This is a genomic window from Citrobacter sp. CK188, assembly GCF_030333525.1.
Lineage (GTDB): Bacteria > Pseudomonadota > Gammaproteobacteria > Enterobacterales > Enterobacteriaceae > Citrobacter_B > Citrobacter_B koseri.
The window spans coordinates 1-21,778 of record NZ_JAOWFU010000037.1; the positions used below are offsets into that span (position 1 = coordinate 1).

Genomic DNA, 21,778 nt, shown 5'->3' on the forward strand with positions numbered 1-21,778 from the left:
AAGGCCGGAGGAACCCGCATGGATGCGGGTTCAGGGCGCGTTTTGCAGGGACGCTACCTCGCGCCCGCCCCGGTAGCCTGAAGGAATAAGCGGAGGGTATTGCGAAGCAACAATTTTCCTGCCGGGAGCGGGGATTGTTAAGGGGGCAAAGATAGCCCCCTTAACGCGTTCACGGGTGATGAAATTCCAGAGAACTGCTGAACCTAAAGTGAACGGAATCACGCGTCAGAATGAAATGTTCTCCGTAAAGATTTAACGGCAGGCATGACATACAAATTTACGCGATGGATTCCAGGCGCTGCACGCAATCGGCGGTCAGCGTGAACGGTGTCGGCGTGCAGACCGCCAGACTCAGGGTATCGAGCTGGCACTGGCTGACCGACAACGCCGAGTTGAGCGTGCTGTCCACGCTGACGATTTGCCAGGCGCTGCCGCCGCGCTGTTTTACGATAGCCTCTTTGCGCGTCCAGATGCGCCAGAACGCCGCCAGCTGTTGTTCGGGATGTTCGGCTTCTACTTCCGCATGTTCGCCAAGGCTGAACACCGCGTTGGCCAGCGACCGCCAGTTATCTCGCGGGCGGATCACTTCAATGTCGCAGCCGACTTCGCCCTCGTCGCTCAGCAGCAGGGCGATATCGTCCCCGCTATGACTCAGGTTAAACCAGAGCCGGGTGTCAGGAGAAAAAGCAGGTTTTCCCTGTTCGCCATACACAATCTCCGGCAATGGCGAAAGGGCATGGGAAAGCAGCACGCGACCGGCCAGCCAGCGCGCGCGGCGAGCGCCCTGTGGCGCCTGTGCGTACAGTGGCGACGGCAACGCGCCTGTGCTCAGTGTCGAAACTTTTCCCAGAACAATCCGGTACATATCAGGGCCAACGTTTAATAATGATAGAAGTATTGATGCCGCCAAACGCAAAGTTGTTGCTTTGCAAAAATTCACAATCAATCTTGCGGGCTTCACCCATGATGTAATCCAGCGCGCCACATTGGGTATCCGGCTGACTCAAGTTTAGCGTAGGTGCAAACCAACCTTCACGCATCATTTGCAGACTCATCCAGGCTTCCAGTGCCCCGCAGGCGCCAAGGGTATGCCCAAAGTAGCTTTTTAGCGAGGAGATCGGCACATTATCGCTATAAATTGCGGCCGTTGCCTGACTTTCTGCGATATCGCCCCGATCGGTCGCCGTGCCGTGGGCGGAAATGTACCCTATATCCCGTGCGCTTAAGCCTGCTATTTTCAGCGATTGTTCCATGCAAATCTGCATGGTTTCACGCTGTGGCTGGGTGATATGCGCGGCGTCGCAGTTAGTGGCAAAGCCGATGATTTCGCCGTAAATGGTCGCCCCTCGGGCTTTGGCATGTTCCAGCTCTTCGAGAATCAGCGTCCCTGCGCCTTCGCCAATCACCAGACCGTCGCGCTTTTCATCGAACGGCGAAGGCGTCGTTTTCGGTTCGTCATTGCGCTGGCTGGTGGCGAACAGCGTGTCAAAAACCGCCGCTTCAGACGGGCATAACTCTTCTGCGCCACCGGCGACCATCACCGTCTGGTAGCCGTGACAAATCGCTTCCCAGGCATAACCAATCGCCTGACTGCCGGAGGTGCAGGCGCTGGATGTCGGGATCACGCGACCCCGCAGGCCAAAGAACAGCCCGGTATTGACGGCGGTGGTGTGCGGCATCATCTGCACGTAAGTGGTGCCGGTGATGTTGTTGGTGTGTTTTTCCGTCAGCATGGTGGCGAATTCGCTCACCGGGCCGGTACTGCCGGTAGAAGAACCATAGGCAATTCCGGTTTCGCCGTTGGTCAGCACCGCATCGTCGATAAGCCCTGCCTGCTCCAGCGCCAGTTCGGTGGCGCGGGTGGACATGAGCGACACGCGGCCCATCGCCCGAATACGCTTGCGGGTATAGTGTGCCGGTAGGGTGAAATCATCGACTGGCGCGCCGAGCAGCGTATGCAGTCCGTCATAAACCTGCCATTCCGGCATCTGGCGCACGGCGTTTTCGTAAGCTTTCAGTCTGGTGGAAACGTCCTGCCAGTTCTCGCCAAACGCGGTGACGCCGCCCATGCCTGTAATCACAACGCGACGCGTCATAACATCCCTCCATTGATGGATATGACCTGGCGGGTAACGTAACCCGCAATATCCGACATTAAATAACTGGCCAGCCCTGCCACTTCATCTGCCTGGCCCATACGTTTCATTGGGATGATGGACATCGCCTCTTTCAGCGCGGCCTCTTCCATTGCGATCATGCCGGTGTCAATCAGCCCCGGCGCGATGCAGTTGACGGTGATTTTACGTTTTGCCAGCTCAATCGCCAGCGCTTTTGTCGCACCGATAATGCCCGCTTTTGCGGCGCTGTAGTTAACCTGACCACGGTTGCCCATCACGCCGGAAACGGATGACAGGGTAATGATCCGTCCACCCTGACGTGCGCTAATCATCGGCATGATGCACGGCTGAATCACATTGTAAAAGCTGTCGAGATTGGTGTGGATCACGGCATCCCAGTCGTCGTCGCTCAGCGCCGGAAAGGCAGCGTCGCGGGTGATCCCGGCGTTGCTGACTATGCCATACCACGGGCCATGCGCGTCGATATCCTGCTCCAGTACCTCGCGGCACTGCTCGCGACTGGCGACGTCAAAACTGAGCAGACGGCCTGCGCCGCCGACGGCGAGAATGGCATCCAGCGTTTCTTGCGCACCCTGTGCGTCACGGTGATAGTGAACCCCGACAACAAAGCCGTCAGCCGCCAGTTGACGGGCGATGGCGCGACCGATGCCTTTGCTGGCCCCGGTAACCAGAACGGAACGACTCATGTTGCAGCTCCCTGTTGAAATAGCGTGGTGAGTTCTTCCTGCGTGGGCTGGAACGTATTTACACGGCCTGTCGCCAGCGTGTCATCCCCCACGTCGATTGTGCATTCAAAGCTGCCGAAACGCTCATCCTGCATGAGTAATGTGGCCCTGATGGTCAGCGTTTCCCCGGCGGGGAGGGCGCCTGCGGCGCAGACGAGTTCACGCGCGCCGAGCACCATGCCCAAAGAGATGGCGCTCTGACCCTGTTGATGACGATGCCAGCCTGACCAGACACCGACGGTTTGCGCCATCAGTTCCAGCGCGAACCAGCCGGGCAGATTGCCCTGCGGGTCAAGAAACGGGGCCAGCACGCCGCCTGGCGCCACGGTGACGCGGCAGGCGGCGGACTCGTCCGTGACGCACTCGACGTCTTCGAGCAGCAACATGGGGGCGTCATGCGGCAGATACTCGCCGGGTGATAAATAGCGACTCATGAAACCCTCCCGAGCAGAATGCTGGCGTTGTTGCCGCCAAAGGCGAACGAGTTAGATAAGATCACCGGGCGTTCAAGCGCGCGCGGTTGTTCGATGATACCGCAGCGCGGCAACGCCGGGTCACGCGGCGAATCGCTGAAATCCTGCGGCGGCAGCGGCAAGTCGTGTTGCAGAATCAACATGCTGAGGGCGGCTTCGGTGATTCCTGCTGCGCCCAGCGTGTGCCCGGTCAGATGTTTGGTGGAGCTACAGGGCACATTCTCGCCAAACAGTTCACTCACGACTTTCGATTCGATCTGGTCGTTGAGCGGCGTGGCGGTGCCGTGCAGGTTGATATAACCCACCTGCGTCGGCGTGATGCCTGCGTCATCGAGCGCCTGGGTAATCGCGCGAATCGCGCCTTCACCTTGCGGATGCGGCGCGGAAATATGGTACGCGTCGCTGGACTCGCCGACGCCCAGCAGCGCGACAGGCTGCGGTTCGCGGGTCAGCAGCATCAGCGCGGCCCCTTCACCGATGGTAATGCCGCTGCGATCCCGGCCGAACGGCAGGCATCGTGTTGGAGAGAGCGACTCCAGGCTGTGGAAGCCGTTAATCGGCATCCGGCTTAAGGTGTCCGCGCCGCCGACAATCGCCACGTCCGCCAGACCGGCTTCGATCAGTCGGCGTCCGCTGATGATCGCTCTGGCGCTGGAGGAACAGGCGGTGGAAAGGGTGAACGCCGGGCCATCAAGCGCCAGCCAGTGGTTGAGAAAGCGCGACGGATCGCCCAGCTCCTGCTGCGGGTACTGCCAGGAGAGGCTTTCCTGGCCGTTTAGCGTCAGGTTGACATGGGCATCACCCTCGTCGAGGCCGGAGGTGCTGGTGCCGAGCACCACGGCGACGCGATCGCGGCCATACTGCGCGATGGCTTCATCCACCCGGGGCTGGATCTGCGCGAGCGCGGCCAGCAGCAGCTGATTGTTGCGCGAACGGTGAGCGGCAAAGTCATCGGGGATGGCGGGCAGTTCGCCGTCAACACCGGCGAGCACCGCCTGCGGATGCCCCTGTAGCCAGCCGGGGCGAGGGCGCATACCAGGCGCCACGCCGCGCGTCAGGTTCGTGGCGATCTCATCCGTATCGTTGCCCAGCGCGTTGATCATACCGATCGCAGAAATATAGATCATATCAGTCACCCAGATATTGAATGGTGATGTGGTATTTGAACACATGCTGCTCAATGCTGATCGGCTCGCGTTTGCCTTTGCGGTTCAGATAGATAATTTCCGTCACCAGCTTACCGCTGGCATTGCGCAGCTCGCGTTTGTCGCCGTTGTCGGTGAGCGTCCAGCCCGTCGGCAACTGCGGCTGCCAGGCGCTAATCGGCCAGTGGCTGAGCATTACGTCGGCCAGAACCTGGCTGGCGGGCGGCAACTGCGGCACCACGATGGACTGCTCGGTGTGCAACCCTTTCTCATCATAGGTGACCAGGAACAGGCGGATGCCAACCGACGACAGTCCGGCAAGGGTGATTTTTTGCTCGTCGGCATTGAGCATCACCAGCAGCGACTGGGTTTTGCCGTTAAAGCTGCCGGTGAGCAGTTGTTGCGAACTGACCGCCGGAGAGATGCCCGGCGCAGGCAGCGTGACGCGCGCGCCGGGTTCCAGCCACGCCTGCGGGCGGCCTTCCGGCGCTTTCTGCGAGTGGCTGCATCCGGTCAGAACGAGTGCCGCGGTCATCAGCAAAAACTGCCGGATGGCACTATGCTTATCCGGCCTGCGGTTTGTGCGCTGGCGTAGGCCGGATAAGGCAAAGCCGCCATCCGGCAAAAGGTGTCTCAACCAGCGCGCTGTTTGTTTGATCATCTTCTTTTTTTCTCTTTTTTACCGGGCATTGCCAGAGGCGATAACAGAAATGCGGTGAAAATCCCGCTGACCAGTACGATACCGAAACTGCTGATGGCCTGGGTGGCGCTAAAGACCAGCATGCCGAGGGTCAGCAGCGTGGTCATCATCGCCAGCGTAATCGCCAGCAGCGAGGTCAGCGGTGTTCCGCGTGGGTTGCTGAAAAACAGCGTATAGTTGATGCCAATCCCCAGCACCAGCACCAGTGCTAATAGCGAGAACAGATTGACCGCATGGCCGCTCAATGTCAGCGCCGCCAGACCGCAGCCCAGCGACAGCACTGACGGCACCAGGCTTACCAGCCCTTTGCGCCAGCCAAGCCTGATCATCGCGCCGCAGGCAATGACCGCCAGCGCCACAAACAGCAGTCCCGTCAGCACATTGCGATAGAGGGCGAACAGCGTGTCAAAGGTGCTTTTTCGGTCAACCCACGCCACGCCGGAATATTGCGTGGCGAGGGCGTTCAGCGCGGCGCTCCGCTTCACGCCGTCTACCGGCACCAGCACGCCGCTTTCGCCACTCTCCCGCGTCAGCCACAGCAGCCGCCAGCCTTCGCTGGCCGGGCTGGCAAGCCAGGCGTCCACCGTTACCGGCATGGCGTTCAGATCCGGGTTAACCGTGGAAAGCCCGGCATTCTGTAGCGCGCGGCTCACCGCCGGAGCGGCGTTTTTCAGTAGCTTCAGATCCTGCTGCTGACGGGCGAGCGAGTTGATCGGAAGCGTGCGATAGCCGCTGAGCAGCCCGTCACGCTTTGCCTGTTCCAGCGCTGGGGTAAAGGCTTCCAGCCGCTCCAGCGTTTGCTGTGCGGACTGACCGTAAACCACAAACCATTTCTGATCGACGCTCTGCCCGGTCAGGGCGGTGATCGCTTTTTCCTGCGCCAGTATTTGCTGCGGCAGCGCCTGTAGCTGTGAAATATCGTCATCCACATGCAGCGTTGCGATGCCCGCCAGCGAGAAGATCGCCAGCGCCACAGGCAGGCCGATGGACAGTTTTTTATTGCGCCGCCACGCCGCCAGCCAGCGCAACATCAGCACCATTGCCGGAACGGGGCGCACAGGCAGCCCGCGACACAGCCACGGATGCCAGAAAATGACCGTCAGGCAGGAGGCGCTTAATCCCACGGCGGCAAATACCGCCATCTGGCGAATGCCGGGGAAAGGGGCGAGCATCATGATCAGATACGCCGCGACGGTGGTCAGCAGCGCCAGCAGCAGGGCGTTACGCACTTTGGCGAGGCTCTGCCACGGCGACGCGTCGTTGCCGTGCACCATGCGCTCGGTCAGGTAATAAAGCGTATAGTCGGCCGAAATGCCGATGATGCTCATGCTCATCACCAGCGTCATCAGGTGCAGCTCGCCGAAAATCAGCAGGGTGACGACGGTTCCGGCCAGCGCGCCGACGCCAATTGATATCAGGCACAGCAGCAGCGGGCGCAGCGAGCGAAAGACCGCCACGATCAGCAGAATCACGCCCAGAACCGTCGCCACGCCAAGGGTGGAGATATCCTGTTTCGCCTGCTGGCTGGCGTAATCACTGTAAAAAACCGTACCGCGCGACAGCAGCTGCGCCTGTGGATAACGCGTTTTTAGTTCACCTTCCAGCGCGCTGAGCGTGGTGACGAGTTGGTGCGTTTGCTGCATATCAAACGACGAACCGGCCAGCTCGCCGTGCAGCAGATACCAGTAGTGCCCCTGCTCATCCTGAGTGACCAGCCAGCCGTCCATCAGCCGCAGACGCTGGCCGTTTTTCGCCATCGCCAGCTGCGAACCGCGCATCAGCATCAGCGGATCGTTTTGCAGCTCTTTACCGCTCACCCCGGAGAAGGCGGAATACAGCTGAGACAGAATCCACTGCGCCTGCGCGTCGCCGCCGTTTTGCAGACGAGTGCGGGTGGCCTCATCGATCAGGCCGTTGCGATGCTGCCAGAAAAAGGCGCCCCATGCCTGCTGGCTGTCGGCGTCCATCGGGCCTTTGACGTCCGACAGCGCGTGGGATTTTTGCAACAGCGCGAGCCAGTCGCGCGCCACCTGCGGATCGGCCTGTTTACCCGGGCTTACCAGCCAGACCAGCTGTTGGTCGAGGCGCTGCATGAAACCGTCGTTCAGGCCAGGCGGAATGTTCCCTAAAGCCTGTTTTGGCAGCATTGCCAGCACGCTGCTGTTCAGCCGTGACTGGGGCAGCAGCGTCAGCAATGCGCCCAACATAATCAGGCAGGCGACACCCCATAGCAGCGCGAGGCTTTTACGGTTATTGCGCGGTAAAACGTTGGCGTTCGTCATCGGTCAGTTGAGCGGGCGTCAGTTGGTGTTGAGTGAGTGCGATATCCGTGCGATCACCTTGTTTATCATTCAGTTGGATTGACTCCAGATACGTTTGTCCGGCCAGGTTAATCGTGGCGAAAATCTTGTCCAGCGGCGTGGTGATCGGCGTCAGCCGCAGCGCCCAGCGCCCCTCGCCTTTATCGGCGAAATCGACGCGGAAGTTCTGCTCCAGCACGCTGCGGTCAGCCTGGAACAGCGCGCGCAGCAGGTGGTTAAACTGGAACATCTGCGGGTTGTTTTCGGCGGTGATGACTTGCGGCGGCTGGCCGTTGATCACCTGTACCATCCGTTTGTCGTCCAGCAGCAGCTGCATCGGGAACGGGGCGGTTTGATCCCACAGCAGCCCCTGGTCGCGAGCGATCAGCATCCTGCCCTGGGATCGCAGCGGCTGCGGCAGATCCTTAATCGTCCGGGTTTGATCGAAGTGGGCGCGGACAACCGGCTGTTCGGTAAAGCGCTGTTGCAGATCGTCGAGCGTCAGAGCGCTCACGAACGGGCTGATGATCAGCGCCAGCAGCGGCAGGAATCTCATGGCGTTACTCCCATACGTTCAAACAAAATATCCGGGCTGACGAAGCACATCTCGCGGCTTTTCTCTTCTACCGCTACCTGGATGGTGTAACCCGTCGTGGCGCGTTTTCCCGTCTGCGCATCAAAAATTTCGTAGCCGATGCGCAGGCGGTTTTCGTACTCTTCAAGACGGGCGCGCACCCGAATGCGTTGTTCGAATGTCAGCGCGTTGCGGTACTTCACGCGGGTATCGACCACGGGCCACAGGTAGCCGGACGCTTTCATCTGGCGGTAGCCATAGTCGAACTGGTTGAGCAGCGCCTCACGGGCAATCTCGAAGTAGCGGAAATAGTTGCCGTGCCACGCGACGCCCATCATATCGACGTCGTGGAACGGAATGGTCAGCTCTACTTCAGCAGTAAAACGGGGATCGTTAAGCACCCTTTACTCCTTGTTTTTGGCATCCGGCAGTTGCCAGAAATCGAAAAAATTAAACCAGTCGAGCGGCGACTGTAGCGCGTAGTGCTCAAGGCGTTCGGCGTAGCGGTCGATGGCCTGCTGTAATGCCTGCTGGCGTTCGGCGCGCGGCAACAGCAGCGGGTCGGCGAACGGTTCACAGTGGATATGCCGTTTCCCGTTCTGGCGCAGAGCGAAAATAAGCTGAACCGGGCAGCGCAGGATGGAGGCCAGAATAAATGGCCCCTGCGGAAACGGCGCGGGCTGACCCATAAAACGACTCCAGCAGACGCGCCACTCGCCGCCACGCTGTGGGTTAACCGCAATACGGTCGCCAACAATGGCGATCCACTCGCCGCGTTCCAGCTTCTCTTTCAGCAGGATGGCGGTATCCGGGCCGATGTCGGTGACGGGCATCAGGTTCAGCCCGGCCTGCGGCGCCATCTCGTCCATGATCTGCTTAAAACGTTGGGCATTGTCGCTGAACACCAGAGCGTTGATGGTTTTGCTGCCCTGCAATTGCGCCAGCGCGCGGCAGGCTTCGACATCGCCCAGATGCGAGGCCAGCAACAGTTTGCCCGTTGGCGCCGTGATGTTGAGCGTCTCTTCTGCGCCCGGCGCAAAGACCACATCGCGGCCAAACTGTAGCTCCCCGCGCCAGCTGGCGATTTTATCCAGCATCGCCTCGCCAAAACGCAGAAAGTGGTGGAAGCTGGTCAGCCGGGACGGAACGGGGCGCTGGCGTGACGTCAGTTGCGTTCGCACGCGGGCTAGCCAGTGTTGCGACGCGTTGCGGGCGTGCGCTGCCGTCAGCCAGTAGACGCCGACCACCGGATAAAGCAGCAGCGAGAACGCCTTACGCCCAAGCAGACGCCAGACCAGCAGCATCAGACGCATTCCCCACAGCCCTTTAACTTCCTGCTGGCGCGCCCAGTGCGGCGACGAGCGGCGAAACAGCAAAGACGGGATGCGCGGCAGCATGCCGAAGAACAAACGGGTGTGCATCAGTGAAATTCGGCAGTTGTCTTTTAGCGCGTCAAAATGGGACAGTCCATCCAGCGGATAGGTCACGCGGGTCGGGAAAAAATAGCTGGTGTTGCCCTGCCAGTAGAGGCGCACCATGACTTCGGTGTCGAAGTCCATCCGTTTGCCGAGCGTGACGCGCTGCGCCAGTTGCAGCACAGGGGCGACCGGATACACGCGAAACCCGCACATGCTGTCTTTCAACTGGAATGAAAGCGTTTCAATCCATACCCAGACGTGGGTTATCCAGCGACCGTACAGGCGCGAACGGGGAATGGAATCGTCATAGATCGGCTGCCCGGAGATCAGCGCGGCTGGGTTTTCCTGCGCCAGTTCGAGCAGCTTCGGAATATCCTCAATGGCATGCTGGCCGTCGGCGTCCACCTGCACCGCGTGGGTAAATCCCGCGTCTGAGGCTGCCTGTAGCCCACGAATCACCGCAGCGCCTTTGCCCGCGTTTTCCGGCAGGCGGATCAGCGTCAGGTTCGGTTCCTGAGCCGCCAGCTGTGCTAATCGCTGACGTGTTGTTTCGTCACTGCCGTCATCCACCACAATGCAGGGCAGATTAAACGGCTGTAGCCGCGCCAGCACCCGCGCCATCATCGCGCCGTGGTTGTAGCAGGGGATGAGCACGCAGGGAGTGAAGGTCAACGGCATAACCGGATCTTCCCGCTGCTGGCGGTATGCCGCGCGTCGCCATCGTGGCGCTGATAGCTAAACGTCAGGAGCTGGCGGGTTTCCTGCCAGCTCAGGGTCAGCGTCACCGTGGTTTCAGGCAGCAGCGGCGCCTGGAATTTGACGTTCTGGATGCTGTGAAAACGCCAGCCGGGCGTGAGCAGCGTGGTGGCGTAATGCATCACCCAGTCCAGCTGCGCGACGCCAGGCAACAGCGGCTGCACGGTAAAGTGGCCGCTGAACCAGAACAGGGAAGGGTCGAGATGCAGGACGATCTCAAGCTGTTGGGGTTGTGCCTGATGGCGCTCAATTTCATGGGGTATCATGAAATAACTCCTGTAATTGCGCATAGACACGCTTGTTCATACTGTTGACCGGGATCTCGTCGATCACGCGCCAGTAGCGAGGTACGGCAACCGGCTCCAGCCACGGCAGCAGCGAACGACGCCAGGTCAGCTCCTGGGCTTTGCCGCCGCAGCGCTGCCATTGTTGGCGGGTTTCGTCATCCAGCACCAGCAGAACGCCAATGCCCTGGCGACCGCCGCGTGAAACAGGCAACGCGACCGCCTCGCGGATGCCCTTCAGCTCCAGCAGCCGCTGTTCAACTTCGCTGAGCGAGATCCGTTTCTCTTCAATTTTGACGACGCGCCCCCGGCGTCCCATCAGGCGGAACTGGCCGTTCTCATCAAACTGGAGGATATCGTCGAGCAACAGGCCGTCCTGCTGCACGATCAGCGGCGAAAAGGCGCGAAATGCTTCGCCCTCCGGCTGAAAATGTACGCCGGGGAAGGGGAGCCAGGCGATCTCCTCCTGCTGGCGGTAGCGCCAGGCGAGAATGCCGGTTTCGGTGCTGCCATAGATTTCATCCGGCCAGATATTGAGCCAGGCGGCGGTTTGCGTGACATCGCCCCAGGGCAGCATACCGCCTGCGGAAAGGATCATGTTGACCGGCGGCGGCGTGAGCCGGTGGTCGAGGCGTTTCAGGAACGCCGGACTGCTGATAAACGCATAGCGGTGGTCGTGGCTTAGCGCGGCAAGCTGCTCTGCGTAGTAGAGCATTGCGGCATGAAGCGGCAGGCCGAGCGCCATCGGCAGGAAAATACGGAAAGTCAGACCGTACAGATGCTGAGGAACGACTGACGCCACGACGCGACAGCCAGCCAGACGGTCGGCAAAACGCATCGCCAGCAGTTCGGCCTCGCAATCCAGCCGCGCGATGGGTTTGATGATGCGCTTGGGCTGACCGGTGGAGCCAGAGGTAAACAATTCAACGAAGGCATCGGCGGCAATATCGTCGAATGTGAAGGCTTCTGCGCTGAACTGTCGTGATGTATTGACCACCAGCAGCGGGCCGTGCCAGCCAGACGTCTTATCGCTGAGCACGCCGTTGAACAGCGCGCGCTGCTCATCCAGCAGAGAGACGCGGTTATGCCCCGGAATAACGGGCGTTTTTCCGCTATGCAGCGTTGCCAGCAGCGCAACAATAAACAGATAGCTGTTCTCAAAACACAGCGCCCAGCGCTCGCCCTCCTGCTGTTGCAGGTGTTTCACCAACTGCGCGACGTCATGGCGCAGGTGGCCCAGCGTCCAGGTGTCCTCACCCAGCCAGGCAACAGGCGTTTCATCCGGGCGTGGCGCGGTGAGCCAGCGGGAGAGCGGAAGGGTCTGCTTCATTGTGTTTCTCGTTTAATCACCTGGCGGCGCACCAGCCACTCGCCCGCCATCAACGCGCCCATCAGCAGATAGGCAATCATGCCGTTCCAGGCGGTCCATAGCGCCATGTCGCCGTGTAGCGCGGTAAAGAGCGCAATACCGCCGTTGCCGATGAAAAAGGCGCACCAGATTTGTGTTACGCGACGGGTGTAGCGCACTGCGGCTTCCGGCAGCGCAGGTTCACGCAGTCGCGCCAGACGTTCGACAATCGGCATGGATGTCCACAGCGAGCCGCCAAAAACGGCAAGCATGACGCCGTTAACAACGACCGGGTAAAACAGCAGCAGTTGATGTGTTTTAAGCAGATAGCTGGCGACGCAAAGCGCTATGCCCGCCACCGCCGCCACCTGAGTGACGACGCGCAGCGGCCCCGCCTGTCGCCGGGTCTGACGAAAGCGTAAAAAGAGCAGCAATGCCATCAGCGGCAGCAGCCAGTGGAGGCTGTTATGCGTCAGCCCAAACCAGATCAAAAATGGCCAGGCCAGCAGCATCAGGCCGGTCAGCAACTGAATACCCATACGCGCGTGAGCGCCTGACATGGCGTATTACGCTTCTTTCAGCAGGCGTTCTACGGCGTCGACGACATCCTGCACGGTACGCACCGCTTTGAACTCTTCCGGCTTGATTTTCTTACCGGTTTTCTTTTGCAGATGCACGATCATGTCGACGGCGTCGATGCTGTCCAGCTCCAGATCTTCATACAGGCGCGCCTCAGGTTTGATGTCCTGAGGGTCGATTTCAAACAGTTTGACCAGAAGCGCGGAGACTTCTTCATAAATGGCATGTTGTTCTGTCATAACGGACTCGCCTCAGGCTCGTTGAGCGTGAATGAAAGATGCCAGCGTGGCGACGGAAAAGAAGTGCTGACGCATCTCTTCGCTCTCTGCGGAGAGCACCACGCCATACTGGTTTTTCACCGCCAGCCCCAGCTCAAGGGCATCGATCGAATCCAGTCCTAAACCATCACCAAAGAGCGCTGCCTCGGTATCGATATCGTCAGCGGACAGCTCGTCCAGATTCAGCGTATTTATTATGAGATTTTTAATTTCAAGGTAGAGCGCTTGCATCATTAATTCCTGAAAGAGGTGTAGCACCTGGTTGTAATTGAAGCAAAAGATGCCGGTTCAACTGCCTTGCCGCCAGCGCCGGTTCTTGTAAATTTGCATCGTTAAACGGGTCGATCGCGATCCGCTCGCGCACCTCTACGGTAAACAGAGGTTTCGCGGGAGGCACGTCATACCATTTGCTCTGCTTATCCAGCAGATGCTCGCTACAGTGGATAGTCACTACGCGTAAATCGCTGCCGCAGCGCACGGCGATATTGGCCGCGCCGCGTTGCAGCGTCATTTTTTCACCGGGTCGCGTTCGCGTCCCTTCGGGGAAAATCAATATTGTGTCGCCCTGATCCAGACGCTGCTGGCAGGCCGGTAACAGCGCGTCGGCCTGGCTGTTGATCAGGTAATCCGCCGCGCGAATAACGCCGCTGACGAACGGGTTTTTCAGCAGTGCGCTCTTCACCAGGCAGTCGGTTTCGGGCATGACGGAAGCCAGCAGCACGTAATCGATAAGCGTGGGATGGTTCGCCACCACCAGACACCCTTTCTCCTGTCGCAGCACGTCGCTTCCCTCAATGCGGTAGTCCAGAACGCCAAGCGTTTTCGCTACCGTTAAAAAGGCGCGAAAACTGGCCGCAATGCTGCGACGGGCCAGGCGGCGGCGTCTGACGGGGTTCCATACCAATAGTAACAATAAGTTGAACCACACGACAGAAAGCAACAGCCCGCCGATGCCGAACAGGGCAAAACAAAAACCGGTCATCACCAGTCGCCATGCCCAATCCAGGCGCGCCAGAAGCGTATTCACGCGCGGCTCCACTGCCACTCTACCCGCTCGCCCGGTAGCGTAAAGGCGTCGGCGTTTTGTAAGTAACGCTGTAAAAACAGCAGGCTTTGCGGAAGCGGTGTTTCATCCTGAGGCGCGCCGGGACGCGTGGCGCAGGACAGCGAATTCCCCGCTTCAATGATAAAGGCGACGGCGTAAGGCCAGGTCGGCATCTGCGGTGGTAATCGCGGATGGTAAAACTCGGGCAGAAAGCCGTCGAAATCGACCATCAGTACCCGCTGATAACCCGCCTGAAGCAGGCACATCACTTCGCACAATCCTTGCTGGAAGGTGTCTCTCCCGGCGGAAAGCGAGGATGAGACAACTGGCTGTTTTGCGGCAATGGTCAGATTACCGACCGCGGAATTGTGTACTGACAGGGCGAAATCGGTGGGAGAGAGAGCCTGTTCCATCGCCAGCGCGTGCAGGATGCGGTAGTTACGCTCCAGTTCGCCGTGGCGGCTGGTATAGAGCACCGCGTCGATATCGTGGCGACGCAGCATGGCCAGCCCGCACTCTACCGCCAGTTTGCTGCCGGAACTGAGCCGCCGGGCGGTCATCATCGGGAGTTCGTGCAGTTTTGCCTGCGGCGCGGCGGGATCGATGGCGTACGGCTCCCGCGACCACTGCTGCCAGTGGGTCGCTTCGCTAAGTCCTGGGGCTCTGGCCTGCCAGTCTGTTATGTTTAGTGCAAATTTCATCAACGCGCGTCCGCGGTAATCCGGTGATACCAGTGACGTTTTTTTAACGTCACTTTGTTATTTTTTCTTTTGGCATATCAATAAAGTATGCCCAACGCCCAGGTTGTCATGGCGTTCATCCACCTGGAACCCTGCCATGTCCAGATAGTGATAAAACTTCTCTACGCTGTAGAAACGGCTGTTGCCATTTGCCATACAGGTAAAATAAAGCGAAGACGCATTCAGGCTAAAAGAGGCCGCTTCAAATTTCTGCGCATCCCAGAACAGCTCCATAATGCACAGCCTTGCGCCGGGTTTCATCACGCGGGCAACGTTACTGAGCATGGTGATAATCTGTTCCGGTGAAAAGCAGTCCAGAAATTGGCTCATCCACCAGATATCGGCCTCTCCAGGTAAAGGCGTATCACCCAGCATATCCACTGCATGGAAATCTATGCGATGAGATAATCCTGCATTTTCGATATTTTTACGGGCAAGTGCAATTTGTTGTGGCAAATCTAATAAAGTGACCGCGATATTTTCATCGTACTGGCAGCAGCGTAATGCCCATTTCCCGGTATTTCCGCCCACATCGTACAGGGTTGCCGGGCGACTGGCGAATACATAAGGCAGCGCGGCGTCAAATGCGCCGTCGGAATAGTAATGATCGAAGGCGAACCAACTGTCACGCGCCGCCTGCGGTAATTGCGACAGCGCGGGATAAATCGTTGGCCAGTCGCCGAATATTTTCAGTCCTGACGGTTTGCCTTCCTTTAGCGCATTTTCCAGATAAAACAGCCCCTGATAGCAAACATCCTGGGTGAAATCCATATTTATGCGGGTCATGGCGTCATGCAGAAGAAAATGCCCCACCTTCGCGAGATAATAATGCCCCTCTTTGTGAGTAATAATACGTCCGCTTAATCCCATATCCAGCAGTACGCTGGCGGCATATTCATTGATGCTGCTGTTTTCAGTGATATCGTCGAGCGTTGCGCCGCGTTTACCCTGCCGATCCAGATATGTCAGCACACCCGCGTTACGCAGACACAATGCGGCCTGGAAAAGCATGGGGGCGAAGGCGATACGTTGTGCTTCCGTGATGGCATCCAGTGCGCTGAGCGAGTCCTGTTCGTACATAATGGGGACAACCTGTTAAGAGGGGGTAAAAGCGAGTTATCGGGCCGTCTTCGACCCGACTTTAATAATCCGCGTCATCTTTCAGGCCGCCGCTTTTGACGCGTGAACGTTCAGCTCAATGCCACCTGAATGAAAGTGCGTACCGCCTGAATTACAGACCCGCGCCTGCGGACAAGTTAACCTGGATGTCTTTGTCCAGGTTATGTACCCAGCGGTTGTAGTTTTTGTGAATTTTGCCGCCGGAAGCCTGCAAATTGAGGCTGCTGTCGTATTTGATGTCGTAGCCGGTGGCGGAGTAGGTAATGCGCACTTCAGCGACGTGGTTGCGCGTCTGCTGACGTCCTTTGATAACGCCAGGCCCGACTTCAGACATGATCCATTGACGTTGAACGCCGGCCTTCAGAATGGCGTTTTTGACCTGCTCCTGAGTATGGCCCGCGCTCACGCTGGAGTGCACCTGATCGATAGGCGCAGTACGCGCGCAACCCGCCAGAGCACCCACAACCGCAATAGCGGCAAACCATTTAATGAATTGTTTCATGAAAACTCCCTATCAATTAACTAGTTGACTAATAATGTGCTTATTAATTTATTAATAACGAACGCCAGCCATAATGGCGTCGGTTTTTATTTTATGCATTTTTCATTTCACGCGAAAACCGACTGAATGCGGTATTGTTATATCTGTTTGAGTTAAGTCGCTTTATTCCGGTGAATGCTGTTTCTTATTTATTAAATAACGGGCGGCAGGACATATTTCATTTAAGGTAAACTGCCACATATATTTAAAACGCATGACAGTTTACCGGGCAGGTGCGTAGATAAAAACTACCCTGGTTGGTAGGTAAATTAATTATCCGGGCAACCGACTTTTCGGGCGACCCGGCCCCAGTAAAATCGCCAGCTTGCTGCCGCCTTTGGTGGTCTCCATCCAGATCTTACAGACGCTGGTAAGCGGAACGGAAAGCAGCATCCCTACCGGGCCTAATAACCATCCCCACACCAGTAAAGAGAGGAACACCACCAGCGTGGACATTCCCAGGCGGTGGCCCATCATGCGCGGTTCCAGGATATTGCCGATGATCATATGCACCACCAGAAAGAGCGCGCCGACCAGAACGCATTCGTAGAAACCGTTGAACAGCAGCGCCTGAATCATCGGCGGCACTGCTGAAATGACCGAACCAATATTAGGGACATAGTTGAGTAAAAACGCCAGCACGCCCCACATCAGCGCAAACTGGATGTCCATCAGCGCCAGCCCCAGCCAGACAATCACGCCGGTCCACAGGCTCAGCAGCGTTTTCAGCGCCAGATAGTGCGACACGCCTTTGAGCGCCCGGTGTAAACCCGCAATGTGAATTTGTGGGTTGTTCAGCGCGAAACGCAGTTTGTAGGGAACGTGGCGGACTTCGAACAGCATAAACACCACCGTCATCACCAGCAGGACTACGCTTGCCATCGCCCCGGAAAGGCCGGTCATCAGTGTGGTGGTGAAGGTCATCAGTTTATCGGAGTCGATGCGTTGTAGCAGGCGTTCCGGCGACATGTGCAGGTTGAGGAAGGGCAGCATCTCCTGCAAATGCAGAACCTTGCGCGTCAGCTCCTTGTTGTATTTCGGCAGCATGGCGACGAATTCATTGATTGACGCAGCCAGCACGCCGATCAGCGCCGTCAGTACGATAAGCATCACGACCACCACGAGGGTAATCGCCACCGGGCGGTTAACGCCGCGACGAATAAACCAGGTTACCAGCGGGTTGAGGACAATGGCGAAAAAGAGCGCCAGTAAGAGCTGCACAATAATATCTGCTGCGGCATGGAGCCCTGCCAGTATGACGACCAACGACGCCAGTTTGAGCAGAATATGCATCCCCGTTTTGTCGGGGTGAGGGGTTGTCATGTCATCTTCCTTTTTGCATTTTTTCTAAGTGTAGCGCCTGGTCTGAGACCAATATTCTTAATCTTGCTACTGATTTTCGCGACTCAGCATGATAAAAATGAAACACTGTTGTAAAAACGTGGTGACCTCCCATGCCCGAACCCGTCGCTGAACCGGCGCTTAGCGGATTGCGCCTCAATCTGCGTATCGTTTCTGTTGTGATTTTTAACTTCGCCAGTTATCTGACGATCGGTTTGCCGCTCGCAGTCCTGCCGGGCTATGTCCATGATGTGATGGGGTTTAGCGCCTTCTGGGCGGGGCTGGTCATAAGCTTACAATATTTTGCGACGCTCGTGAGCCGCCCTCATGCGGGGCGCTATGCTGACCTGCTGGGGCCGAAAAAGGTTGTCGTCTTTGGTTTGTGCGGCTGCTTTCTGAGCGGCCTGAGCTATCTCCTGGCGGGATTCGCCAGCGGCTGGCCGATTGCAAGCCTGCTGCTGTTATGCCTGGGGCGTGTCATTCTGGGTATTGGACAAAGCTTCGCCGGAACCGGATCAACGCTCTGGGGCGTAGGCGTGGTGGGGTCGCTGCATATTGGCCGGGTGATTTCGTGGAACGGTATTGTCACGTATGGCGCGATGGCGATGGGCGCCCCGCTTGGCGTGCTGTTTTACGCCTGGGGCGGGTTACAGGGGCTGGCGTTGACGATCATGGGCGTGGCGCTGCTGGCCGTGCTGTTTGCGCTCCCGCGCCCGGCGGTGAAAGCCAGTAAGGGCAAACCGCTGCCGTTTCGCGCTGTGCTTGGGCGCGTCTGGCTGTATGGAATGGCGCTGGCGCTGGCATCCGCGGGATTCGGCGTTATCGCCACCTTCATCACGCTGTTTTATGACGCGAAAGGGTGGGATGGCGCCGCCTTCGCGCTCACGCTGTTTAGCTGTGCGTTTGTGGGCGCCCGTTTATTGTTCCCCAATGGCATCAATCGGTTAGGCGGCTTAAACGTGGCGATGATCTGCTTTAGCGTGGAGATTATCGGGCTGCTGCTGGTGGGCGTTGCGCTGATGCCGTGGATGGCGAAAATTGGCGTGCTACTGGCGGGGGCGGGGTTCTCGCTGGTCTTCCCGGCGCTGGGCGTGGTAGCGGTAAAGGCGGTGCCGCAGCAGAATCAGGGGGCGGCGCTGGCGACCTATACGGTGTTTATGGATTTATCGTTGGGCGTGACCGGGCCGCTGGCGGGGCTGCTGATGACCTGGGCGGGCGTGCCGGTTATCTATCTGGCGGCGGCGGGTCTGGTGGCGATTGCGCTGTTGCTGACCTGGCGGTTAAAAAAACGGCCTCCGGCGGTATCGCAGGAGGCCGTGTCATCGTCTTAACCGTTACTGGATAACCAGCGTGTTAATGATGTTTTCAGCGGCGGTTTGCGCCTTCTGCTGATCGTCTGCTGGCAGCGTGATTTGCAGGGTCAGCAGTTGGTTATCCACTTTGCCCAGCAGTACGGAAGAGTACGCGGTCTGGCCTTTCGCAGAGATAATGCTGTCCAGCTGTTGCAGCGTGTGGCCTTTCAGCTCGATGGCTTTATTGGTCACGACCTGCAACTGCGGGTCGCGGCTGCGCTGTTGGTCTTCCAGACGTTTCGCCAGCACGGCGAGGTCTTCATTGGTGTTATCGCCAACAATCACGATCACCGCTTTCTGGCCTGTCGCGTCAGAGTAGACGTGCATATTATTGGCCTGAGTGCCCAGCTTGCCGCTCTGGTCGGTCATATCCGCTGGCAGTGAGAACGTCAGCTTACCGTCCAGCAGGCTGACAGGTTGTCCGGTTGCGTTGCTTTCCGTAGAGGTTCCCTCTGCCGGAGCATTGGTATCGTTGTTATCACAGGCCGCAAGCCCCATAACCAGCAGGCCAATACCGACATATTTAACCAGATTGCGCATTGACTTCTTCCTTTCGATAAACGGCCATAACGGCTCATTCATCCATCTTATCACAACTCGGAAAATGAACCTTTAACTCGTCTGCAATGCCGAGATTTCAGATTTATCTGCCAGCCTTTTCAGCAACATATTCAGCAATACGCCATACATCGGCAGGAAGAAAATAATGCTGATGAGCACCTTGAAGCAGTAATCGACAAGGGCGATTTCCATCCAGTGCTCGGCCATAAAGGCATCGGGGCTGCGCCAGAAAGCGATGAAGAAGAAGGCGAGGGTATCGCTGACGTTGCCAAACAGCGTGGAGGCCGTAGGAGCCATCCACCAGCGGCGGTTCTGGCGCAGACGGTTAAAGACGTGTACATCCAGAATCTGGCCCAGCGCATACGCCATAAAGCTGGCGGTGGCGATACGCGCGACAAACAGGTTGAAGTGCAGCAGCGCGCCAAATCCCTGCCAGGAACCCATATAAAACAGCGATGAGATGACATAGGAGATGAGCAGCGCCGGGATCATCACCGCAAAGATTATCCGTCGTGCCAGCGGCGCGCCAAAAATGCGCACGGTCAGGTCGGTCGCGAGAAAAATAAAGGGAAAGCTAAAGGCGCCCCACGTCGTGTGGAACCCGAAAACAGAGATCGGAAGCTGTACCAGATAGTTACTGGAGGTGATCACCAGTAAGTGGAATAGCGATAGCCAGAACAACGCTTTTACGCGCTGTATTTGAGTAAAGGAGTTCATATTGTACCTTTTTGATCGATATTTGGGGTGAGGGAACCCAATAAAACCGCCGCATCATACTGCTTTGAAAACGTATTGCAATGGTTGTTTTTCACGCAATCGTTAACTTGATTTGCTTACGGGCAAACAGGGCGTAAACTACAGCCGTTTTTTTAGTGAATGAGACGAAGATGACCGATCTGTTTTCCTCCCCCGACCATACGCTTGATGCCCAGGGGCTACGCTGCCCGGAACCGGTAATGATGGTGCGTAAAACCGTGCGTAACATGCAAACGGGCGAAACGCTGCTGATTATTGCCGACGATCCGGCGACAACCCGCGATATTCCTGGCTTTTGTACGTTTATGGAACATGAGCTGATGGCGAAAGAGACGGATTCGCTGCCGTATCGCTATTTGCTGCGTAAAAAGCATTGAGTCTCAGCCGGATAAAACCGGCGTGACCGCTGCGACATTTTTAAACCATCGTTTCAATTTTTCCTGCTTTTTTGTGAAGCACTTCACCTTCATCTTTCAGGGCATCGGCTACGGTTTAAGCGTAAAAACTAAAACAATGTTTTAACGCTACCCTCTCAACCTCTGGAGCTGACCCGATGAAAGTGACTCTCAAGCCGCTCGCGGCTTCCCTGTGCCTGGCTACCGCGTCAATACTGTTTTCCCATTCCGTTTTCGCGCAGGTCATTAAAGCGGCGGATGTCCATCCGCAGGGCTATCCGAATGTCGTCGCCGTGCAGAAAATGGGCGAAAAACTCAAACAACAAACCGACGGCAAACTGGAAATTAAAGTGTTCCCGGGCGGCGTGCTGGGCGATGAAAAACAGATGATCGAACAGGCGCAAATCGGCGCGATTGATATGATTCGCGTATCGATGGCGCCGGTGGCGGCTATTCTGCCGGATATCGAAGTCTTTACGCTGCCCTATGTGTTTCGCGACGAAGACCACATGCACAAAATTATTGATGGCGATATTGGGAAAAGCATTGGCGATAAGCTGACGAACAACCCGAAATCACGTCTGGTGTTTCTTGGCTGGATGGACTCCGGGACGCGCAACCTGATTACCAAAAACCCGGTGGAAAAGCCGGAAGATCTCCACGGTATGAAAATTCGCGTGCAGGGAAGCCCGGTGGCGCTGGATACGCTGAAAGACATGGGGGCGAACTCGGTGGCGATGGGGGTGAGCGAGGTGTTTAGCGGTATGCAGACCGGCGTGATTGACGGTGCGGAAAACAACCCGCCGACTTTTGTCGCGCATAACTACATGCCGGTTGCGAAGAATTACACCCTCAGCGGGCACTTTATCACCCCGGAAATGCTGCTCTATTCCAAAGTGAAGTGGGACAAACTGACTGCGGATGAGCAGCAGAAGATCCTGACGCTGGCGCGCGAAGCGCAGTTTGAGCAGCGTAAATTGTGGGATGCCTATAATCAGGAGGCATTAGCGAAGATGAAGGCTGGCGGCGTGCAGTTCCACGAAATTGATAAAGCGTATTTCGTGAAGGCCACCGAGCCGGTGCGTGCGCAGTATGGCGAAAAACACCAGGCGTTGATGAAGGCGATTGCCGACGTGCAGTAAGCGCCTTCGCTTCGCCGGATGAGCAGGCCTGCGTGGGTTCGTGCCATGATCCCCGTAGGCCTGATAAG

At 57.6% G+C, this 21,778-nt stretch carries 25 protein-coding genes; 3 read left to right on the forward strand and 22 right to left on the reverse strand.

Annotated elements, in window-relative coordinates; genetic code table 11:
• Positions 1–277: 277 nt before the first annotated feature.
• From acpT to OGV67_RS19795, 20 genes are all read right to left on the reverse strand, one after another.
• Positions 278–865 carry a 4'-phosphopantetheinyl transferase AcpT gene (gene acpT / locus OGV67_RS19700; protein WP_115181016.1) on the reverse strand — a complete coding sequence of 196 codons (588 nt, stop codon included), beginning with the start codon at positions 863–865 and terminating at the stop codon, positions 278–280.
• 1 nt (position 866) lies between these two features.
• The gene (locus OGV67_RS19705; RefSeq protein WP_286465974.1) at positions 867–2,096 is read right to left on the reverse strand and encodes a beta-ketoacyl-ACP synthase; all 1,230 of its coding nucleotides are present in this window, start codon (positions 2,094–2,096) and stop codon (positions 867–869) included.
• On the reverse strand, positions 2,093–2,824 hold the full coding sequence (locus tag OGV67_RS19710) for a 3-ketoacyl-ACP reductase FabG2 (RefSeq protein ID WP_104868075.1): 732 nt from the start codon (positions 2,822–2,824) through the stop codon (positions 2,093–2,095). Before OGV67_RS19710 ends, OGV67_RS19705 begins: the two co-directional genes overlap by 4 nt.
• Positions 2,821–3,297, reverse strand: a complete 477-nt coding sequence (locus OGV67_RS19715; RefSeq protein WP_023285755.1) for a hotdog family protein — start codon at positions 3,295–3,297, stop codon at positions 2,821–2,823. The genes OGV67_RS19710 and OGV67_RS19715 overlap by 4 nt, the downstream gene beginning before the upstream one ends.
• Positions 3,294–4,463: a beta-ketoacyl-[acyl-carrier-protein] synthase family protein gene (locus OGV67_RS19720; protein WP_115181018.1), complete on the reverse strand. Its 1,170-nt coding sequence runs from the start codon at positions 4,461–4,463 to the stop codon at positions 3,294–3,296. Before OGV67_RS19720 ends, OGV67_RS19715 begins: the two co-directional genes overlap by 4 nt.
• Before the next feature lies 1 nt (position 4,464).
• Positions 4,465–5,016 (reverse strand): DUF3261 domain-containing protein, encoded by a 552-nt coding sequence (locus OGV67_RS19725; protein WP_198448740.1) that lies wholly within the window; start codon positions 5,014–5,016, stop codon positions 4,465–4,467.
• 122 nt (positions 5,017–5,138) lie between these two features.
• Positions 5,139–7,463, reverse strand: a complete 2,325-nt coding sequence (locus tag OGV67_RS19730; RefSeq protein WP_115614338.1) for an MMPL family transporter — start codon at positions 7,461–7,463, stop codon at positions 5,139–5,141.
• The gene (locus tag OGV67_RS19735) at positions 7,432–8,037 is read right to left on the reverse strand and encodes a LolA family protein (protein WP_012135603.1); all 606 of its coding nucleotides are present in this window, start codon (positions 8,035–8,037) and stop codon (positions 7,432–7,434) included. Before OGV67_RS19735 ends, OGV67_RS19730 begins: the two co-directional genes overlap by 32 nt.
• Complete coding sequence (locus OGV67_RS19740) at positions 8,034–8,456, reverse strand: acyl-CoA thioesterase (RefSeq protein ID WP_012135602.1); 423 nt, start codon at positions 8,454–8,456, stop codon at positions 8,034–8,036. Before OGV67_RS19740 ends, OGV67_RS19735 begins: the two co-directional genes overlap by 4 nt.
• Positions 8,457–8,459: 3 nt before the next feature.
• Positions 8,460–10,151: a glycosyltransferase family 2 protein gene (locus OGV67_RS19745; RefSeq protein ID WP_115614339.1), complete on the reverse strand. Its 1,692-nt coding sequence runs from the start codon at positions 10,149–10,151 to the stop codon at positions 8,460–8,462.
• Positions 10,142–10,495 carry an ApeI family dehydratase gene (locus OGV67_RS19750; protein ID WP_049011356.1) on the reverse strand — a complete coding sequence of 118 codons (354 nt, stop codon included), beginning with the start codon at positions 10,493–10,495 and terminating at the stop codon, positions 10,142–10,144. The genes OGV67_RS19745 and OGV67_RS19750 overlap by 10 nt, the downstream gene beginning before the upstream one ends.
• A complete protein-coding gene (locus OGV67_RS19755; protein ID WP_110493695.1) occupies positions 10,482–11,843 on the reverse strand; it encodes a class I adenylate-forming enzyme family protein in 1,362 nt (453 codons plus the stop codon). Before OGV67_RS19755 ends, OGV67_RS19750 begins: the two co-directional genes overlap by 14 nt.
• Complete coding sequence (locus OGV67_RS19760) at positions 11,840–12,421, reverse strand: COG4648 family protein (protein WP_024131036.1); 582 nt, start codon at positions 12,419–12,421, stop codon at positions 11,840–11,842. Before OGV67_RS19760 ends, OGV67_RS19755 begins: the two co-directional genes overlap by 4 nt.
• Before the next feature lie 6 nt (positions 12,422–12,427).
• On the reverse strand, positions 12,428–12,679 hold the full coding sequence (locus tag OGV67_RS19765) for an acyl carrier protein (RefSeq protein ID WP_012135597.1): 252 nt from the start codon (positions 12,677–12,679) through the stop codon (positions 12,428–12,430).
• Positions 12,680–12,691: 12 nt separating this feature from the next.
• Positions 12,692–12,949, reverse strand: a complete 258-nt coding sequence (locus tag OGV67_RS19770) for a phosphopantetheine-binding protein (protein WP_024131035.1) — start codon at positions 12,947–12,949, stop codon at positions 12,692–12,694.
• Complete coding sequence (locus OGV67_RS19775) at positions 12,930–13,700, reverse strand: lysophospholipid acyltransferase family protein (protein ID WP_228096617.1); 771 nt, start codon at positions 13,698–13,700, stop codon at positions 12,930–12,932. The genes OGV67_RS19770 and OGV67_RS19775 overlap by 20 nt, the downstream gene beginning before the upstream one ends.
• A 41-nt stretch (positions 13,701–13,741) precedes the next feature.
• Complete coding sequence (locus tag OGV67_RS19780; RefSeq protein WP_110493698.1) at positions 13,742–14,464, reverse strand: beta-ketoacyl synthase chain length factor; 723 nt, start codon at positions 14,462–14,464, stop codon at positions 13,742–13,744.
• Between the two features lie 57 nt (positions 14,465–14,521).
• Positions 14,522–15,583 (reverse strand): class I SAM-dependent methyltransferase, encoded by a 1,062-nt coding sequence (locus OGV67_RS19785; protein ID WP_012135593.1) that lies wholly within the window; start codon positions 15,581–15,583, stop codon positions 14,522–14,524.
• Positions 15,584–15,734: 151 nt separating this feature from the next.
• Positions 15,735–16,112: a hypothetical protein gene (locus OGV67_RS19790; protein WP_125337100.1), complete on the reverse strand. Its 378-nt coding sequence runs from the start codon at positions 16,110–16,112 to the stop codon at positions 15,735–15,737.
• Between the two features lie 324 nt (positions 16,113–16,436).
• Positions 16,437–17,486, reverse strand: a complete 1,050-nt coding sequence (locus OGV67_RS19795; protein WP_012135589.1) for an AI-2E family transporter — start codon at positions 17,484–17,486, stop codon at positions 16,437–16,439.
• Between the two features lie 131 nt (positions 17,487–17,617).
• Between OGV67_RS19795 and OGV67_RS19800 the strand changes: the two genes are divergently transcribed.
• Complete coding sequence (locus tag OGV67_RS19800; protein WP_012135588.1) at positions 17,618–18,835, forward strand: MFS transporter; 1,218 nt, start codon at positions 17,618–17,620, stop codon at positions 18,833–18,835.
• Between the two features lie 3 nt (positions 18,836–18,838).
• Here OGV67_RS19800 and OGV67_RS19805 read toward each other — a convergent pair whose 3' ends face one another.
• Both OGV67_RS19805 and OGV67_RS19810 read right to left on the reverse strand, forming a co-directional pair.
• Complete coding sequence (locus OGV67_RS19805; RefSeq protein ID WP_024131033.1) at positions 18,839–19,396, reverse strand: DcrB family lipoprotein; 558 nt, start codon at positions 19,394–19,396, stop codon at positions 18,839–18,841.
• A gap of 72 nt (positions 19,397–19,468) precedes the next feature.
• Positions 19,469–20,134: a 7-cyano-7-deazaguanine/7-aminomethyl-7-deazaguanine transporter gene (locus tag OGV67_RS19810; RefSeq protein ID WP_012135586.1), complete on the reverse strand. Its 666-nt coding sequence runs from the start codon at positions 20,132–20,134 to the stop codon at positions 19,469–19,471.
• Positions 20,135–20,304: 170 nt separating this feature from the next.
• Between OGV67_RS19810 and tusA the strand changes: the two genes are divergently transcribed.
• Both tusA and OGV67_RS19820 read left to right on the forward strand, forming a co-directional pair.
• On the forward strand, positions 20,305–20,550 hold the full coding sequence (tusA, locus tag OGV67_RS19815) for a sulfurtransferase TusA (RefSeq protein ID WP_012135585.1): 246 nt from the start codon (positions 20,305–20,307) through the stop codon (positions 20,548–20,550).
• A 176-nt stretch (positions 20,551–20,726) separates the two neighbouring features.
• Positions 20,727–21,710 carry a TRAP transporter substrate-binding protein gene (locus OGV67_RS19820; protein ID WP_012135584.1) on the forward strand — a complete coding sequence of 328 codons (984 nt, stop codon included), beginning with the start codon at positions 20,727–20,729 and terminating at the stop codon, positions 21,708–21,710.
• The last annotated feature ends 68 nt before the right edge of the window (positions 21,711–21,778 follow it).

What these genes read in the sequence shown, in the direction of transcription:
- acpT (WP_115181016.1), bottom strand. Translation starts at nt 865, where the DNA reads ATGTACCGGATTGTTCTGGGAAAAGTTTCGACACTGAGCACAGGCGCG.
- OGV67_RS19705 (WP_286465974.1), bottom strand. Translation starts at nt 2,096, where the DNA reads ATGACGCGTCGCGTTGTGATTACAGGCATGGGCGGCGTCACCGCGTTT.
- OGV67_RS19710 (WP_104868075.1), bottom strand. Translation starts at nt 2,824, where the DNA reads ATGAGTCGTTCCGTTCTGGTTACCGGGGCCAGCAAAGGCATCGGTCGC.
- OGV67_RS19715 (WP_023285755.1), bottom strand. Translation starts at nt 3,297, where the DNA reads ATGAGTCGCTATTTATCACCCGGCGAGTATCTGCCGCATGACGCCCCC.
- OGV67_RS19720 (WP_115181018.1), bottom strand. Translation starts at nt 4,463, where the DNA reads ATGATCTATATTTCTGCGATCGGTATGATCAACGCGCTGGGCAACGAT.
- OGV67_RS19725 (WP_198448740.1), bottom strand. Translation starts at nt 5,016, where the DNA reads ATGACCGCGGCACTCGTTCTGACCGGATGCAGCCACTCGCAGAAAGCG.
- OGV67_RS19730 (WP_115614338.1), bottom strand. Translation starts at nt 7,463, where the DNA reads ATGACGAACGCCAACGTTTTACCGCGCAATAACCGTAAAAGCCTCGCG.
- OGV67_RS19735 (WP_012135603.1), bottom strand. Translation starts at nt 8,037, where the DNA reads ATGAGATTCCTGCCGCTGCTGGCGCTGATCATCAGCCCGTTCGTGAGC.
- OGV67_RS19745 (WP_115614339.1), bottom strand. Translation starts at nt 10,151, where the DNA reads ATGCCGTTGACCTTCACTCCCTGCGTGCTCATCCCCTGCTACAACCAC.
- OGV67_RS19750 (WP_049011356.1), bottom strand. Translation starts at nt 10,495, where the DNA reads ATGATACCCCATGAAATTGAGCGCCATCAGGCACAACCCCAACAGCTT.
- OGV67_RS19755 (WP_110493695.1), bottom strand. Translation starts at nt 11,843, where the DNA reads ATGAAGCAGACCCTTCCGCTCTCCCGCTGGCTCACCGCGCCACGCCCG.
- OGV67_RS19760 (WP_024131036.1), bottom strand. Translation starts at nt 12,421, where the DNA reads ATGTCAGGCGCTCACGCGCGTATGGGTATTCAGTTGCTGACCGGCCTG.
- OGV67_RS19765 (WP_012135597.1), bottom strand. Translation starts at nt 12,679, where the DNA reads ATGACAGAACAACATGCCATTTATGAAGAAGTCTCCGCGCTTCTGGTC.
- OGV67_RS19770 (WP_024131035.1), bottom strand. Translation starts at nt 12,949, where the DNA reads ATGCAAGCGCTCTACCTTGAAATTAAAAATCTCATAATAAATACGCTG.
- OGV67_RS19775 (WP_228096617.1), bottom strand. Translation starts at nt 13,700, where the DNA reads ATGACCGGTTTTTGTTTTGCCCTGTTCGGCATCGGCGGGCTGTTGCTT.
- OGV67_RS19780 (WP_110493698.1), bottom strand. Translation starts at nt 14,464, where the DNA reads ATGAAATTTGCACTAAACATAACAGACTGGCAGGCCAGAGCCCCAGGA.
- OGV67_RS19785 (WP_012135593.1), bottom strand. Translation starts at nt 15,583, where the DNA reads ATGTACGAACAGGACTCGCTCAGCGCACTGGATGCCATCACGGAAGCA.
- OGV67_RS19795 (WP_012135589.1), bottom strand. Translation starts at nt 17,486, where the DNA reads ATGACAACCCCTCACCCCGACAAAACGGGGATGCATATTCTGCTCAAA.
- OGV67_RS19800 (WP_012135588.1), top strand. Translation starts at nt 17,618, where the DNA reads ATGCCCGAACCCGTCGCTGAACCGGCGCTTAGCGGATTGCGCCTCAAT.
- OGV67_RS19805 (WP_024131033.1), bottom strand. Translation starts at nt 19,396, where the DNA reads ATGCGCAATCTGGTTAAATATGTCGGTATTGGCCTGCTGGTTATGGGG.
- OGV67_RS19810 (WP_012135586.1), bottom strand. Translation starts at nt 20,134, where the DNA reads ATGAACTCCTTTACTCAAATACAGCGCGTAAAAGCGTTGTTCTGGCTA.
- tusA (WP_012135585.1), top strand. Translation starts at nt 20,305, where the DNA reads ATGACCGATCTGTTTTCCTCCCCCGACCATACGCTTGATGCCCAGGGG.
- OGV67_RS19820 (WP_012135584.1), top strand. Translation starts at nt 20,727, where the DNA reads ATGAAAGTGACTCTCAAGCCGCTCGCGGCTTCCCTGTGCCTGGCTACC.